The sequence below is a fragment of the Pacificispira spongiicola genome, from assembly GCF_012926505.1.
In the GTDB taxonomy this organism is placed as follows: Bacteria; Pseudomonadota; Alphaproteobacteria; order UBA8366; family Aestuariispiraceae; genus Pacificispira; species Pacificispira spongiicola.
Window position 1 is genome coordinate 338,686 of the sequence record NZ_JABBNT010000001.1, and the last position, 15,283, is coordinate 353,968.

Annotated in this window: 18 protein-coding genes; 9 read left to right on the forward strand and 9 right to left on the reverse strand. The window is 62.0% G+C overall.

The genetic code is table 11. The annotated features are described in order from the left end of the window. Window positions 1-167 precede the first annotated feature (167 nt). Window positions 168-773, forward strand: a complete 606-nt coding sequence (gene folE / locus HH303_RS01635) for a GTP cyclohydrolase I FolE (protein ID WP_169623459.1) — start codon at window positions 168-170, stop codon at window positions 771-773. Here folE and HH303_RS01640 read toward each other — a convergent pair. Beyond that, complete coding sequence (locus tag HH303_RS01640; RefSeq protein WP_169623460.1) at window positions 770-1,273, reverse strand: PAS domain-containing protein; 504 nt, start codon at window positions 1,271-1,273, stop codon at window positions 770-772. The two genes, folE and HH303_RS01640, sit on opposite strands and share 4 nt — an antisense overlap. A 247-nt stretch (window positions 1,274-1,520) precedes the next feature. Here HH303_RS01640 and HH303_RS01645 point away from each other — a divergent pair, with 247 nt between their 5' ends. From HH303_RS01645 to HH303_RS01670, 6 genes are all read left to right on the forward strand, one after another. Beyond that, entirely contained in the window at window positions 1,521-1,907 is a 387-nt protein-coding gene (locus HH303_RS01645) for an AtpZ/AtpI family protein (protein ID WP_169623461.1), read from the forward strand. Window positions 1,908-1,979: 72 nt separating this feature from the next. Further along, complete coding sequence (locus tag HH303_RS01650) at window positions 1,980-2,711, forward strand: F0F1 ATP synthase subunit A (RefSeq protein WP_169623462.1); 732 nt, start codon at window positions 1,980-1,982, stop codon at window positions 2,709-2,711. A 127-nt stretch (window positions 2,712-2,838) separates the two neighbouring features. After that, the gene (locus tag HH303_RS01655) at window positions 2,839-3,063 is read left to right on the forward strand and encodes an ATP synthase subunit C family protein (RefSeq protein ID WP_169623463.1); all 225 of its coding nucleotides are present in this window, start codon (window positions 2,839-2,841) and stop codon (window positions 3,061-3,063) included. Between the two features lie 69 nt (window positions 3,064-3,132). Then, entirely contained in the window at window positions 3,133-3,738 is a 606-nt protein-coding gene (locus tag HH303_RS01660) for a F0F1 ATP synthase subunit B family protein (RefSeq protein WP_169623464.1), read from the forward strand. Between the two features lie 3 nt (window positions 3,739-3,741). Beyond that, window positions 3,742-4,239, forward strand: coding sequence for a F0F1 ATP synthase subunit B family protein (locus tag HH303_RS01665; RefSeq protein WP_169623465.1), 498 nt, complete (start codon window positions 3,742-3,744; stop codon window positions 4,237-4,239). 177 nt (window positions 4,240-4,416) lie between these two features. Next, entirely contained in the window at window positions 4,417-5,040 is a 624-nt protein-coding gene (locus HH303_RS01670) for an FMN-binding negative transcriptional regulator (RefSeq protein ID WP_169623466.1), read from the forward strand. On the opposite strand, the gene HH303_RS01675 is transcribed toward HH303_RS01670, so the two are convergent. The 8 genes from HH303_RS01675 to hutI form a co-directional block, all read right to left on the reverse strand. Further along, window positions 5,037-5,417, reverse strand: coding sequence for a DUF427 domain-containing protein (locus HH303_RS01675; RefSeq protein ID WP_169623467.1), 381 nt, complete (start codon window positions 5,415-5,417; stop codon window positions 5,037-5,039). The genes HH303_RS01670 and HH303_RS01675 overlap by 4 nt on opposite strands. A gap of 44 nt (window positions 5,418-5,461) precedes the next feature. Then, complete coding sequence (locus tag HH303_RS01680; protein WP_169623468.1) at window positions 5,462-6,268, reverse strand: amino acid ABC transporter ATP-binding protein; 807 nt, start codon at window positions 6,266-6,268, stop codon at window positions 5,462-5,464. Between the two features lie 15 nt (window positions 6,269-6,283). Beyond that, window positions 6,284-6,949, reverse strand: coding sequence for an amino acid ABC transporter permease (locus tag HH303_RS01685; protein WP_169623469.1), 666 nt, complete (start codon window positions 6,947-6,949; stop codon window positions 6,284-6,286). A 13-nt stretch (window positions 6,950-6,962) separates the two neighbouring features. Further along, entirely contained in the window at window positions 6,963-7,622 is a 660-nt protein-coding gene (locus HH303_RS01690; RefSeq protein WP_169623470.1) for an amino acid ABC transporter permease, read from the reverse strand. 80 nt (window positions 7,623-7,702) lie between these two features. Continuing rightward, a complete protein-coding gene (locus HH303_RS01695; RefSeq protein WP_169623471.1) occupies window positions 7,703-8,524 on the reverse strand; it encodes a transporter substrate-binding domain-containing protein in 822 nt (273 codons plus the stop codon). Between the two features lie 89 nt (window positions 8,525-8,613). Beyond that, window positions 8,614-10,290 (reverse strand): urocanate hydratase, encoded by a 1,677-nt coding sequence (gene hutU / locus HH303_RS01700; protein WP_169623472.1) that lies wholly within the window; start codon window positions 10,288-10,290, stop codon window positions 8,614-8,616. 20 nt (window positions 10,291-10,310) lie between these two features. Next, complete coding sequence (hutH, locus tag HH303_RS01705) at window positions 10,311-11,882, reverse strand: histidine ammonia-lyase (RefSeq protein WP_169623473.1); 1,572 nt, start codon at window positions 11,880-11,882, stop codon at window positions 10,311-10,313. Then, window positions 11,879-13,111 carry an imidazolonepropionase gene (gene hutI, locus HH303_RS01710; protein WP_169623474.1) on the reverse strand — a complete coding sequence of 411 codons (1,233 nt, stop codon included), beginning with the start codon at window positions 13,109-13,111 and terminating at the stop codon, window positions 11,879-11,881. The genes hutH and hutI overlap by 4 nt, the downstream gene beginning before the upstream one ends. Window positions 13,112-13,201: 90 nt before the next feature. Here hutI and HH303_RS01715 point away from each other — a divergent pair, with 90 nt between their 5' ends. Next, complete coding sequence (locus HH303_RS01715) at window positions 13,202-14,560, forward strand: formimidoylglutamate deiminase (protein WP_169623475.1); 1,359 nt, start codon at window positions 13,202-13,204, stop codon at window positions 14,558-14,560. A 2-nt stretch (window positions 14,561-14,562) separates the two neighbouring features. Then, the gene (locus HH303_RS01720; protein WP_169623476.1) at window positions 14,563-15,270 is read left to right on the forward strand and encodes a UTRA domain-containing protein; all 708 of its coding nucleotides are present in this window, start codon (window positions 14,563-14,565) and stop codon (window positions 15,268-15,270) included. Window positions 15,271-15,283 lie beyond the last annotated feature (13 nt).

A 15,283-nucleotide genomic window follows, 5' to 3' on the forward strand; every position in this document is an offset into this window, starting at 1 on the left:
ATCCGCGCATGATGGAGGCTTAGGCCCAGTGATATTGTTGACTTGACCGTCCATTGCAACGATATAGCGCCCCATTGGGTGTTTTCGCCCCAGCCGCCATAGGGCGTTTTCGCCCTGGCCCTTTAAGGGCGTTTACGCCCCGGCCCAGATATCGAAAGGCTAAAGGCATGTCCGACAACGCAGCCCGCAAGCAGGCGGACCAAATCGCCGCCAACCGCCCGTCCCGCGAAGAAGCGGAAGAGGCCGTGCGCGTGCTGTTGCGTTGGACCGGCGACGATCCCGACCGCGAAGGCCTGCTGGATACACCCAGCCGTGTCGTACGATCCTATGACGAATTTTATGCCGGTTACGCCATCGACCCGGAAGAAGAACTGCGCCGCACCTTCGAAGAGACCGAAGGCTACGACGAAATGGTCATGCTTCGGGGTATCAGTTTTGAAAGCCATTGCGAACACCACATGGTGCCGATCATCGGCACGGCGCATGTCGCCTATCTGCCGCGAAGCCGCGTTGTCGGCATTTCGAAACTGGCCCGCGTCGTCGACATCTATGCGAAGCGACTGCAAACGCAGGAAACCATGACCGTCCAGATCGCCGACGCCATCGAAAAAACCCTGCAACCGCGCGGCGTCGCCGTCGTGATCGATGCGGAACATCAGTGTATGACCACCCGCGGCATCCATAAGCCGGGCGTCTCGACCGTTACCAGCCGTATGACCGGCGCCTTCCGGGACAATCCGGAAACCCGCCGCGAATTCCTGGCGATGATCTAATCGACGTCAGCGACGTCCAGGACCGACCAAGTATCGGTTCGACCGGGTGCACCGCGCTCCGTCCTGTCCTTTAAACGGTCGAGGCTGCCGACGACGTATCCGATCGCGCCCTCATCGTCCGACAACGGGGCGAGAATCACCTCCGTCAGAATCTTCCAGCCATGCGCGCCCGTATGTCGTTCCTTACTTCGGATCGGCCGCCCCTGCATGGCGACACGGCGATAGAGGCCCAGGATTTCCTCCCATCCCGCCCCGAACGTGTCGGGCCCGACATCCTTCCCGCGCAGGGATTGTCCGCCTTCTGTCGTTATAAAGCTGCCTTGAAGCAAAATCCGCACGCGAAACGGATCGGGCGAAATCTGTGTCAGAAACAAATGATCCAACACGCCGCGCGGCACGGATACCGGGTCGAAATCGGCGCGTGCCGGTATCGATCCGCCCGCCCCGCGGATCGACCGCCAATAGTCCAGAAACCGCTGATTGATGTCCGATTGAACCATACCGTTCTTACGCTTTCGGGAGACGATTCACGGCATGCTTGCACGTTCGCGCCATAGCTGCCAACTGCGCATGCCTTTCCACACGTTTCTACACTTCAGTTTTCGCCTGCCGATACGGCACCCGAATGCGACAAAGAGTGCCGCGCCGCTTGACTCCCAAGGGGGGTGCCACTAGTGTCCGCGCGCGTGAAATGGGCGGTCTTTCGACCGTTCGAAAACGCAGAGACCGAGGGGGTCCACCAAGACCATGACCGAGGGCGGCGAGAAGCCCTCATCGGACGATTTCGATGCCCGTCTAAGGGCCGCGAAAACCGCCCATGAGGAACGATCTGGTCGACGCCGGAAATCCGCCGACGGCAGTGAGCCGAAGACGGGTATGGAAGGTCTGGGGTTCGCCCTGCGTGTCGGGACCGAATTGGTCACGGCAACGGCAGTCGGGGTCGCGATCGGCTTCGGTTTGGATTACTGGCTGGGGACGAAGCCCTGGTTGATGATCCTGTTCGTTTTCCTGGGCGGCGGCGCCGGGGTGACGAATGTCTATCGCTTGGTCAGCGGTATGGATTCCGGGGTTGGTTGGCGCCGTGCGGGGACGAAGCCCCCGAAAGGCGACGACGATACGGAATACAAAGAGTAACCGGGGTCGCGTTAGAAGTTTTTGAAACGGAGCCTTAAGGCTCACGCCAACAGCATCGAAAAGGGGTTCGCCGTGGCAGGTCCGCTCGAACAATTTCAGATTACGCCGATCGTCGACGGTCCCGTCGACGGCATCGCCTTCACCAACTCCGCGCTGTGGATGACGATTACCGTCATCGTCGTGACGATCTTCACCGTCATGGGCATGTCGAAACGCGAAATGGTGCCGGGCCGCTGGCAAAGCATGTCAGAGGCGGTCTATGAGTTCATCGGATCGATGATACGGGAAAATGTCGGCGATGAAGGCCGCAAGTTCTTCCCGCTGATCTTCACGCTGTTCGTGTTTATTCTGTTCGGCAACTTGCTGGGCCTGCTTCCGGGCAGCTTCACGTTCACCAGCCACATCATCGTCACCCTGGCGCTGGCGGTCTTCGTGTTCCTGTTCGTGACGCTGGTCGGTATCGCCAAGCACGGTCTGCACTTCTTCAGCTTCTTCGTGCCGCACGGTGCGCCGACTTGGCTGTATCCGCTGATGATCCCGATCGAAATCATCTCCTACCTGTCCCGTCCGCTCAGCCTGGCGATCCGACTGTTCGCCAACATGATGGCCGGTCACACCATGCTGAAGGTGTTCGCCAGCTTCGTTTTCGGCCTGGGCGCAGTGACGGCGGGCGTCGGCGGCATTCTGCCGATCACCATGATGGTCGCGCTGACCGGTTTCGAAATCCTGGTCGCCTTCCTTCAGGCCTATGTGTTCACGGTCCTGACCTGCCTGTATCTGAACGACGCTTTGCACCTGCACTGATCGTTCGGCAGGTCCGAAATATCGGACCCGATATTCGGACCGGGCGGTCCTAACATTCCCGCCCGGTTCATAACCTGCCTGGGGCCTACAACGAATCCCCCCGGGCATAACATTAGGAGTGAATGTTATGGAACTCGCTGCTGCGAAAATGATCGGTGCCGGCCTCGCCGTCATCTCCCTGTTCGGTGTCGGTATCGGTATCGGCAACATCTTCTCGTCGCTGATCTCCTCCGTCGCCCGCAATCCGGCTTCTCGCGGCCAGGTCTTCGGCCTGTCCATGCTGGGCTTCGCGCTGGTTGAAGCCGTCGCGCTCTACGCCCTGCTGATCGCGTTCCTGATCCTGTTCACCTAAGATCCGTTCCTGGTCGCGAGGACGGTTCCGCCGTCCTCTCCCAACACCGGATTTAAAGGGGATTTTAGGATGAACCCGATTTTCAAAACGGGCATTCGCCTTGCGGCAGCGGTCACCGCGACCTCCGCCGCCATGGCCCCGCTGACCCTGTTCGCCGCCGAAAGCGGCCACGGGGGCGGTTCGGCCATGCCCCAGCTCGATGTCAGCACCTATGGCACGCAGGTCTTCTGGCTTGCGGTTACCTTCGCGGTGCTGTTCATCCTGATGTGGAAGGTGGCCATTCCCCGCGTTGGTGACGTGGTCCAAGCGCGTGAGCAGAAAGTCCGTGCCGATTTGGAACGGGCCGAACAGCTCAGCGCCGAAATCGCGGAAACCGAACTGTCGGTCGAAAAAGCCCTGTCCGAGGCCCGGTCGGAAGCCCAGGAAATCCTGCGTAAGGCGCAGGACAAACTGGCCGCCGATCATGCCAAGAAACAGGACAAGCTCGACGCCGAACTGGCGGAAAAACTGTCCGAGGCGGAAGCCCGGATTGCCGCCGCCCGGGACGAGGCGCTCGCCTCCGTCCGGGACGTGGCCCTTGAGGTCGCGGAAGCATCGGTGGAAAAGCTGACCGGCACGAAGGCGAAGCCTGCGGAATTGTCCGCAGCGATCGACGCCGCTTCGAAAGGAGCGTAACCCATGGAACATCATTCCCTTCTTGAGAATACGACGCTATGGGTTGCCGTTTCCTTTGTCATCTTTGTGTTGTTGGTGGTCTGGAAAGGCCGCTCCGCCATCGCGAATGCGATCGACGGCCGGATTGCGCGTATCCGTGAGGAAATCGCCCAAGCCGAACAACTGAAGGAAGAAGCGTCGGCGAAACTGGCTGAACTGAAGCGCGCCCAGCGCGACGCGACGGAACAGGCAGCCGCCATCGTGGAGAATGCCAAGAACGAAACCAAGATCATGAAGAAGGAGCAGGACGCCCGCTTCAAGGAATCCATGACCCGCCGGGAACAGCAGGCCATGGACAAGATCGCCCAGGCGGAAGCCAACGCGATTTCCGAAGTGCGCAGTCTGGCCGTCGACATGGCCATCGCCGCCACCGCCCAGGTTCTGAAGGACCGCATGGGTGGCAAGGACGGCGATACCGCCATCGATCAGGCCATCGCGGCCCTGCCCGGGAAGCTCCACTAAGGACGCTTCGCCGATCGAGGTTACGCCATAACGGCACCGACCGGTGCCGTCACGAACGGGCTGCTTCCCACAGGAAGCGGCCCGTTTCCGTTCCGGATAGTGGCCCTTGCGCCTGGATGCCTCCTGCCGCTAGACCCAAGCCCGCTGCCCCTGCCGGTCGAAATGGAGAACACACCCGTGCATCCCAACAAGGCCTATCGCGGCCCCAGTCAGGACGAAAACCTGTCTTTTGCCCGGAACCGAGGCTTCGGCACGCTCTGTCTGAACCACGACGACGGGCCGCTGTTGAGCCATGTCCCCTTCGTCCTATCCACCGACGGCAGCTATGCCGAAGCCCATCTGGTACGATCCAACCCGATCCTCAAGCAGCTGGGCGACCCGAAGCGGGCGGTGATCGCGGTATCCGGCGGGGACAGTTACGTTTCACCCGATTGGTACGGGCTCGAAAATCAAGTGCCGACCTGGAACTACGTGGCCGTGCATCTGCGCGGCACGCTGCACCAGCTCCCCGCGGAAGAACTGCGAGGCGTTCTGGAAGGTCTGTCGGATCAATTCGAGCAACGGCTACTGCCCAAGAAAGTCTGGACCTTGGATAAGGTCGCCGACGACGCTTACCGAAAACTGTCGATGCAAATCGTCCCGATCCGGTTGGATATCGACGATGTTCAGGGAACGTGGAAGCTGGCCCAGCCGAAACCGCCCCAAGCGATTGCCGATGCCGCAGACGGCATCGCCGGTGTCACCGCTGACGGTTTGGGGCTCGGTGCCGATCGGATCGTCCGGCTGATGCGCGACCTTTAATCGTCGCTCTCAACAATCGCATCGACCCGGTCCGGATAAAAAGCGAGGTGGTCCTTTATGTCCGCCACAGCCTCATAGGGCGCCTCGTAAGACCAGACGGCGTTCTCGGACCGCGCCCCGCCTGCCGGGATGCTGTAATAGGAAGCATCTCCCTTATACGGGCAGTAGGTGGCATGCCCGCTACGCTCCAGCGCCGTCATATCCACGTCCTCGCGGGGGAAATATACAGCAGCGGGATAGGCCGCTTCCCGCAACGTCAATGCCCGCCTGCTCTCCGCGATCACCTTACCGCCGACCGAGACGGTAACACGGTTCGGGTTCGGTTCTATGGCGAGCGGATGGTCCGGTCCGGGGCTCTTGACGGTTCTATCGGGCATATCGTTTCTCCTTCAGCCCGATAAGAACTAGAGCGGCCCGCCGCTTAGACCACATTCCGCTCCCGATAGGTTTGAAGGAAGGACCGGATACGAGGATCCGCCGGATCTTGTCGGAAGATTTCGTCGGGCGGGACACAAGCCACCAATTTGCCGTGATCCAGGAAGGCCACACGGTTCGCGACATGGGCGGCGAAGCCCATCTCATGGGTCACCACCACCATGGTCATCCCGTCCGCGGCCAGATCCCGCATGACGTTCAGCACCTCTCCCACCAATTCGGGGTCGAGGGCGGAGGTCGGTTCGTCGAACAGCACGACGCGCGGTTCCATGGCGATGGCCCGTGCAATGGCGACGCGCTGCTGCTGCCCGCCGGACAGGGCCGATGGATGGTTGTCCGCCTTATCCCGCAGGTTGACGCGGGCGAGCGCCAGAATGGCCTTATCGCGGGCTTCGGCCTTCGATAGTCCTTTCACCTGGACCAGTGCTTCCGCCACATTTTGCGCCGCCGTCATATGCGGCCACAGATTGAATTGCTGAAACACCATGCCGACCTGCCGACGTTGTTCGCGCAGCTTCGTCGCCGACACCGGTTTCCGCGGGCTTGCCTTACCGTCTTGCCATCCCACCAGTTGCCCGTCGATGCGCACCTCGCCTTCGTCATAGGCTTCCAGAAAGTTTAGGCAGCGCAGCAACGTGCTCTTTCCCGACCCGGACGGTCCGATCAGGCAGGTTACCTCCGATTTCAAGATGTCGAGGTCGATCCCGGACAATGCCTGGAAGGTTCCGTAATGCTTACCCAAGCCGCGCGCGGTGATCAGTGCATTGGCGGGAGAGGAGGAGTTTTCGGTCATGGCGTTTCTCGGCCCTTACGGGGTCTGTCGGTTCTGGTGACGGGTAACATGGCGTTCGACGCGCCGCCCAAGCCAGGATGTGAATTCCACCATCGCCCAATAGAACAGGGACAATGCCAGGAAGGGTTCGATATAGGTAAAGGTTTCCGCCGCCATGGTCTGCGTTTCGAACAGAAGTTCCGGCACGGTGACGACGGACAGAATCGCCGTCTCCTTGGTCAGAATGATCATGAAATTGGTCAGCGGTGCGGTGATCGACACCAGCATTTGCGGCAATACGATGCGCCGGACGATCGTCCATTCCGTCATACCGCAGCATCGTGCGGCCTCGAACTGCCCGGTCGGCACGGCTTGGAAGCCAGCGCGAAAGATTTCCGCGAAATAGGGGCTGCCGTAAATGATGAAGCCGAAGATTCCGGCTTGAACGGGTGACAGCAAAAGGCCGAAAGAGGGCCCGCCGTAATACAGGATGAACAGCTGGATCATGAACGGCGTGCCGCGCACGGCTTCGATATAGGCCTGCAGACAAGCGCGGCCCCAACTGCCCGACCATTGGTACAGGCAGGCGATCAGGAAGCCCAAACCCATGCCGCCTAGCGACCCGACGATCCAGCACAGCACCGTGATCCCAAAACCGCTTAACAGCGCCGGTCCGTATCGGATGAAAAGGTCGAGTTCCATATCCGCCCTCCCCCTACCGCTGTCCGACGCCGAGGCGCCGTTCGAGTCGACGACCACCCCAGGCGATCAATGCGTTGATCACAAAATAGATCACGGCGGTGGCCATGTAGATTTCCAACGGTCGGTAGGTCTGACCGGTGATGTTCTGGGCAACGCGGGTCAATTCCCCGATCCCGACGACAGAGGCGAGAGAGGAGACCTTCACCAACAGGATCAGTTCGTTGATGTGAGACGGCAGACCGATGCGCAACGCCTGCGGTACCAAAATGCGCCGCCACAAGGCCAGGGGCGGAATGCCCAACGCATCCGCAGCCTCCCGCTGTCCGGGGGAGATCGCCTGTAACGACCCCCGCAAGATTTCGGCGTTATAGGCCGCCGAACACATTCCGATGGACAGGAAGGCGGCGACGGTCGCGGGCAGGTTCACGCCCGCATAGGGCAGGATATAGAAGAAAGCCAGCAGTTGAACCAGCAGCGGCACCCCGCGAAAGAAGCTGATATACAGCGCGGCGGCGCGGCGCAGCCAGCCATGATGCGACAGGCGCGCGGCACAGATGCCGATCCCCAACAACAGTCCGACCAGCATACCCAAAAAGGATATCAAAATCGTCCAGCGGGCGGCGCTGACCAGATAGGGAAAATTGTGGCTGATGACCTGGAAGGAAAAGTCCACGGCGTCTCTCCGGCACAATCCGGCCCCGGCCCGACGGCAATCGCCGGACCGGGGTCGGTCAATTCCGACAGAAGGCGGACTTAGTTAACCGCGGGCATTTCCGTCGGCAGTTCCGGCGCAGTACCCAGCCATTTTTCGTTGATCGCCTGCAGACGACCGTCTTCGTGCATCTTCAGTAGCGCAGCGTTGATCGCCTCGACCAGGCTGGCCGTTTCGTCACCCGGACGCGCAACCCAGGCAAAGTATTTCGGGTCGCCGAAGGGTGGGGTCACCAGGGCGAAGGTTTCCGGACGCTGAACGGCGGCATAGCCCATCAGCGGCATGGAGTTCGCGACGGCCTGAACGCGACCGGCGGCCAGATCGGCCATTGCTTCGTCGATGTTCACATATTCACGCACGTCGACCGCTTCCGGCAGCGATTCACCGAAATGCTTCAGCTGTTCCAACTGCGCGGAACCTTTCTGCGATCCGGCAGCCTTACCGGCGATATCTTCCGGTTTCATGATCGAATCGTCGCCGGCCTTTTTCAGCAGCGCGACCGTGGCGTTGCCGATCGGCAGGGTGAAGCTGTAGCGCTGCATCCGCTCGGCGGTGATCGTCACCGGCGCGTTGACGATATCGAACTTACCCGCTTCCAGGCCCGGCAAGACGCTGGACCACGGCAGATCGAGGAATTCGACTTCGACCCCCAGTTCCTTGGCCACTTCGACGAAAAGGTCGTGGCAAATCCCCTGATATTCGCCATCGACCAGCATGTCGAACGGCGCATAGTGCATTTCAGTAGCAGCGACGATCTTACCCTTCGCCTTGATATCGGCGAGGAGATCGGCATTCGCGGCACCCGACAAACCAACCGCCAGGGCACCGGCGACAATCGTTCCCAGAACAGAAGACATCTTCATGATTTTGCTCTTTCGTTAGTTAGAGTTGGCACGGGTTTGCCCCGCTGTGTTTTTGGTCGAATAAGAGCCTGAGCATTCCTCCCAGTGAATCAGTTGCCGAGAATACCCGGCAAGCGCAAGCCGTTTTCCTTCGCGCAGTCGATCGCGATGTCGTAGCCCGCATCCGCATGGCGCATGACGCCGGTGGCAGGATCGTTCCACAGCACCCGCCCGATGCGGGCCGCGGCCTCGTCCGTGCCGTCGCAGCAGATGACGATGCCGGAATGCTGGCTGAATCCCATGCCGACGCCGCCGCCATGGTGCAGCGATACCCAGGTCGCCCCCGACGCGCAGTTCAGCAGCGCATTCAGCAACGGCCAGTCGGACACGGCGTCCGACCCGTCCTTCATGCCTTCGGTTTCGCGATTCGGACTGGCGACGGACCCGCTGTCCAAATGGTCGCGGCCAATGACGACCGGCCCTTTCAATTCGCCGTTCTTCACCATTTCGTTGAAGGCGAGACCCAGGCGATGCCGCTGTCCCAACCCGACCCAGCAGATACGCGCCGGCAGGCCCTGAAACGAAATCCGCTCCCGCGCCATGTCCAGCCAGTTGTGCAGGTGTTCGTCGTCGGGGATCAGCTCCTTCACTTTCTGATCGGTCTTGTAGATATCTTCCGGATCGCCGGACAGGGCGGCCCAGCGGAACGGGCCGATCCCCTTGCAGAATAGCGGGCGGATATAGGCCGGAACGAAGCCGGGGAAGGAAAAGGCGTTGTCCAATCCTTCTTCCAGCGCCATCTGACGGATGTTATTGCCGTAGTCGACGGTCGGGATGCCTTTTTCGTGGAACCGCACCATGGCCTCCACATGCACGCGCATGGAGGCACGGGCGGCCTTTTCCACCGCCGCCGGGTCGCTTTCCCGCTTGTCGCGCCATTCGGCCAGGGTCCAGCCCTGGGGCAGGTAGCCGTTGATCGGATCATGCGCGGAGGTCTGATCCGTCACAATATCCGGGCGAATGCCGCGGGCTTCGATTTCCGTGAAGATATCCGCCGCGTTGCCGACGAGGCCGACCGATTTTGCCTCGCCCGCCTTGGTCCAGCGGTCGATCATCTCCAGCGCCTCGTCCAGCGTATCGGCGCGTTCATCGACATAGCGGGTACGGATGCGGAAATCGATGTGGTCCGGGTCGCATTCCACGGCCAGGCAGCAGGCACCCGCCATGACGGCGGCCAGCGGTTGTGCGCCGCCCATGCCGCCCAAACCGCCCGTCAGGATCCATTTGCCCTTCAGGTCGCCGTTATAGTGCTGACGCCCGGCTTCCGCGAAAGTCTCGTAAGTTCCCTGCACGATGCCCTGGGACCCGATATAGATCCAGGACCCGGCGGTCATCTGGCCGTACATCATCAGTCCGGCCTTATCGAGCTTGTTGAAATGTTCCCAGGTCGCCCAATGGGGGACCAGGTTCGAATTGGCGATCAGGACGCGCGGCGCGTCTTTATGCGTGCGGAAGATGCCGACCGGCTTGCCGCTCTGCACCAGCAGGGTTTCGTCGTCTTCCAGCGTCTTCAGGCTGTCAGCGATTTTATCGAAATCCGCCCAGGTCCGTGCGGCACGCCCGATCCCGCCATAGACGACCAGCTCATTCGGGTTTTCGGCCACTTCCGGGTCCAGATTGTTCATCATCATCCGGTAGGGCGCTTCGGTCAGCCAGCTTTTGCAAGTCAGTTCCGGCCCACGCGGCGCGCGGACGACCCTGGTGTTGTGGCGGGGATTGCTGCTCATCGTCGTTTCCTCTTCAAGCCTTAGGCATTCTGAACCAGCCCGAGCCCCATCGATCCGGGCAGGAGCGGGAAGATATCCCGGCCCGCCGCGCGGACCGGATCGCCGGACCGCACCAATTCCGCCGCCCGGATCAGGTCGGGCGACAGATAGCGGTCCTCTTTCAATGCGGGCACGGCGTCGCGGATCACCGTCATTACCGCTTTCAAGCGGGGGCTGGTCGTCAACGGTGCTCGGAATTCAATGCCCTGGGCCGCCATCAGCAATTCGATCCCGACGATCTGTTCCAGATTGCGGTTCATATCCATCAAGCGCCGCGCCCCGTGGCAGGCCATGGAAACATGGTCTTCCTGATTGGCGCTGGTCGGCGTCGAATCGACGGAGGCCGGATTGGCCCGCTGTTTGTTTTCGGAATATAGCGCGGCGGCCGTGACCTCCGCGATCATGAAACCGGAATTGACGCCCGGATCGGGGGTCAGGAAGGGCGGCAGGCCGAAATTCAACGCCGGGTCGACCAGCATGGCAATGCGCCGTTCGGTGATAGACCCGATTTCGGCGATCGCAATCGCCAGATGGTCGGCGGCGAAAGCCACCGGCTCCGCATGGAAATTACCGCCGGACACAATACCGGCCCCATCCGTCAGGATCAGCGGATTATCGGTCACCGCGTTGGCCTCGATCTCCAGAGTCGATGCGGCCTGACGCAGCACATCTAGGCACGCGCCCATAACCTGAGGCTGGCAGCGGATGCAATACGGGTCCTGCACCCGTTCGTCGTCGACGGCGTGGCTTTCGCGGATATCGCTGCCGTCCATCAACAGACGCAACGCATGGGCGGAGTCGATCTGCCCCTTATGGCCGCGCAGGGTATGGATTTCCGGATGGAACGGGGCACTGGACCCCATCGCCGCGTCGGTCGACAGCGCGCCCGACACCAGCGCAGCCCTAAAGGCCCGATGCGCGTCGAACAGACCGGCCAGGGCCAGGGCAGTGGACACCTGCGTCCCGTTGATCAGGGCCAACCCTTCCTTCGGTCCCAACTGCACCGGCGACAGGCCAGCCCGTTGTAAGGCTTCGGCCCCCGGCAGGCGTTCGCCGTTCAGGATCGCCTCGCCCTCGCCGATCATCACCGCGCTCATATGCGCAAGCGGTGCCAAATCGCCACTCGCCCCGACCGAGCCCTGGCCCGGAATGACCGGATGCACGCATTTCGCCAGCATGCCTTCCAGCAACTCAATCAATTCCCAACGCACGCCGGACGCGCCGCGCCCCAGGGAAATCAGTTTCAACGCCATAACCAGACGCACCACCGCTTCCGGCAGGGGATCGCCCACCCCGCTGGAATGCGACAGGATCAGGTTGCGCTGCAATTGTGCGGTATCGGCGGGGGCAATTCGCTTCTGCGCCAATTTGCCGAAGCCAGTATTCACGCCATAGACTGGGGCCGAGCCGTTCGCCGCCGCCTGCACCCGGTCGGATGCCGCGCGAACCGCCGCTTCCCAACTGCGGTCGATCGTGACCGCCGCGCCGTCGCGGTAAATCCAGCGCAGCGCATCGATACCGACCTTGCCGGGAACGAGTTCCAGGGTCTTCATACATTGCCTCCAAAAATACGGCGAGCCAGGGGGTTGATGCCGAAGCGATAGGCGAGCTCCGCCGGGGTTTCGACATCCCAGATGGCGATATCGGCCCGCTTACCGACTTCCAGCGTCCCGACCTCATCCAGACAGCCCAGCGCCCGCGCGCCTTCGCGCGTGATCCCGGCCAATGCCTCCTCCGGCGTCATGCGGAACAGAGTGCAGGCCATATTGACGGCCAAGAGGGGGGAGAACATGGGAGACGAGCCGGGGTTGCAGTCGGTCGCGACCGCAATCGGCACGCCCGCCTGCCGCAGCAGGTCCAGCGGCGGAAACTTGGTTTCGCGCAGGGTATAGAACGCGCCGGGCAAAAGGACGGCGACGGTACCGTTCGCCGCCATCGCCTCCACGCCCTGCTCGTCCAGATATTCCAGATGATCGGCGGACAACGCCTTGTACCCGGCGGCCAAGGCCGTCCCGCCCATATTGGACAATTGTTCGGCATGCAGCTTCACCTTCAGGCCAAGCTTCACCGCCGCGTCGAACAACGTCGCGACTTGAATCGGGTTGAAGGCGATGGTCTCGCAAAAGGCATCGACCGCGTCTACCAGCCCTTCCGACGCCGCGGCGGGCAGGATTTCCCGGACGATCCAATCGATATAGCCGTCGGCATTGCCCTTGTATTCCGGCGGGATGGCATGGGCCGCGAGAAAGCTGGTTTCGATCCGAACCGGGCGCTCCCGTCCGATCCGCCGCGCGACGCGCAGCATCTTCAATTCGGTTTCCAAATCCAGGCCGTAGCCGGACTTGATTTCGACCGTCCCCGCCCCTTCGTCGATGAAGGAATCGATACGGGGCAATGCCGCATCCAGCAGGTCGTCTTCCGACGCGGCGCGGGTCGCGGAAACCGTGGACAGAATGCCGCCCCCCGCCTTCGCAATTTCTTCATAGCTGGCGCCCAGCAGGCGCAGTTCGAATTCTCGCGCCCGGTTGCCGCCGTAGACCATATGCGTATGGCAATCGACCAGCGCCGGGGTCGCCAGCATCCCGTGCTGACTTTCCGACGGCCATGACTGCATACGCGACGGCAGGTCGGCGGCGGTACCGGCATAGGCGATCCTGTCGCCGCTGATGGCCAGGACGCCGTCTTCGATCAGGCCGTAGGGCTGCCCACCCGCGACCATGGTCGCCAGCGTCACATCGGTCAGCACGACCGTGCTATTATCGTCGGATACCGCGTCAGACATGCCGCCCCACTCCGCTTCGTGCTTGCCTATCGAGACGTTTTTTGTATAGATAAAATGATTGTTTTGTCCATACAAAAAATGGAGGAACGGATGACGGGCCTGTTTTGCGATTGGGCATATCTGCCGGAAGGCTGGACGCCCCATGTCCGGATCGGCGTCGACGATACCGGTCGCATCGCCTCCATAGACCGAAACGCGCAGGCGCAGCCCGGCGACAAACTCTTGTCCCATCGTCTGGTCCTGCCCGCGGTCGGCAACCTGCACTCCCACGCCTTCCAGCGCGCCATGGCCGGACATGCCGAATGCCGGGGCGATGGCGAGGACAGTTTCTGGACGTGGCGGGAAGCGATGTACGGCTTCGTCGGGCAACTGACCCCGGACGATGTCGAAGCGATCGCGGCCTATGCCTATATGGAAATGGCGGAGGCCGGGTATGCCGCGGTCGGAGAATTCCATTATCTGCATCACGCGCCCGGTGGAGACGCCTACGACGATCCGGCGGAAATGGCGCATCGGATCGCGGCGGCGGCCGACATCGCGGATATGGGCCTCACCTTGGCCCCGGTCCTCTATGCGCAAGGCGGCGTCGACCGGCGACCCTTGAGCGACCGGCAATTGCGCTTCGGTTGCGACCTGGATCGGTTCGCGAACCTGCATGGCGCGATAAAGCTGACCGCCCCGGATTCCATCCTGGGCGTATCGGCGCACAGCCTGCGCGCCGTGCCGCCGGAATGGCTGTTCCCGCTGACACAGATGGGCCAGGGACCGATCCATATTCACATCGCCGAGCAGACAGCCGAAGTAGACGACGTAAAGGCCGCCTACGGCGCGCGTCCGGTCGCATGGCTGATGGACAATGCCGCCGTGGACGAAAGCTGGTGCCTCGTCCACGCAACCCATATGGTCCAGACGGAAACGGAAGCTGTCGCCCGATCCGGGGCCGTGGCGGGCCTGTGCCCAATCACGGAAGGCAATTTGGGCGACGGTATTTTTGACGGAAAGCGCTTCATCGACGAAGGCGGGTGCTATGGCGTCGGCAGCGATTCCCATATCCGGATCGGGTTGACGGAAGAATTGCGCCTGCTGGAATACAGTCAACGCCTACGCGACCGGCGGCGGACCGTGCTTCGAACAAATCCGGGATCGATCGGCGACACGCTCTTCCAGGCTGTGACGGCGGGCGGCGCGCGGGCGCTGGGTCGCCCCACAGGGTCGTTGGAGGTCGGCAATTGGGCCGATATCGTCGCGCTGGACGCCGACCAGATCCTGCCCTTCGTACCCGGTCAGGCGCAGTGGCTGGATCACTGGATTTTCGTGTCGGGCGATCGGGCCGTGCGGGACGTCTGGTCGGCCGGGCGACATTGCGTAACGGATGGGCGTCATCGGGAACGCACGGGAATCACCGCACGATTTCACGACACTTTGGCGCGACTCATGGAAAACATGTAGGTATGAGAGAGCTGGCCCCCTATCTGCGCATCAAGGAAGACCTGCTGGACCGCGTCCGCAGCGGCACCTGGAAGCCCGGCGACCTGATCCCCGGCGAGCAGCGTCTGGCGGAACAATTCGGCTGCGCCCGCGCCACGGTGCACCGCGCCTTGCGCGAATTGGCGGAAGAAGGCGTGCTGGAACGCCGCCGCAAGGCCGGAACGCGCGTCGCCCGTCCGACAAGCCGCAGCGTCGCCTTCGACATTCCGCTGGTGGAGGATGAAATCCGCGCCACGGGCGCACGCTATCATTACGAATTGCTGGAACGGGAAATAGCCCCCCTGCCCCCGGCGGAGGCCGCATCCCTGGAACGCGCGACAGGAACGCCCGCGCTGCATCTGCGCTGCCTACATTTCGCGGACCGCCGCCCCTACCAACTGGAAGATCGCTGGATCGACATCGACACCGTGCCGGAAGCTGTGGACGTCGATTTCGCGGCGGAAGGAGCGAACGGCTGGCTGGTGCACAACGTTCCCTGGACCGATGCGGAACATTCGATCCATGCCGATTTGGCGGCCGGAGAAATTGCAAGGTCCTTGAACCTGACGGATGGCGACCCCGTGCTTGTCGTGGAACGCCGGACCTGGAACGACAAGGGCCCGGTCACGACCGTGCGCTTCCATCACCCGGGTCGCAGCCATCGCCTGCGCACCGCTTTCGTGGCCCGTTAATCCTAAATATCGA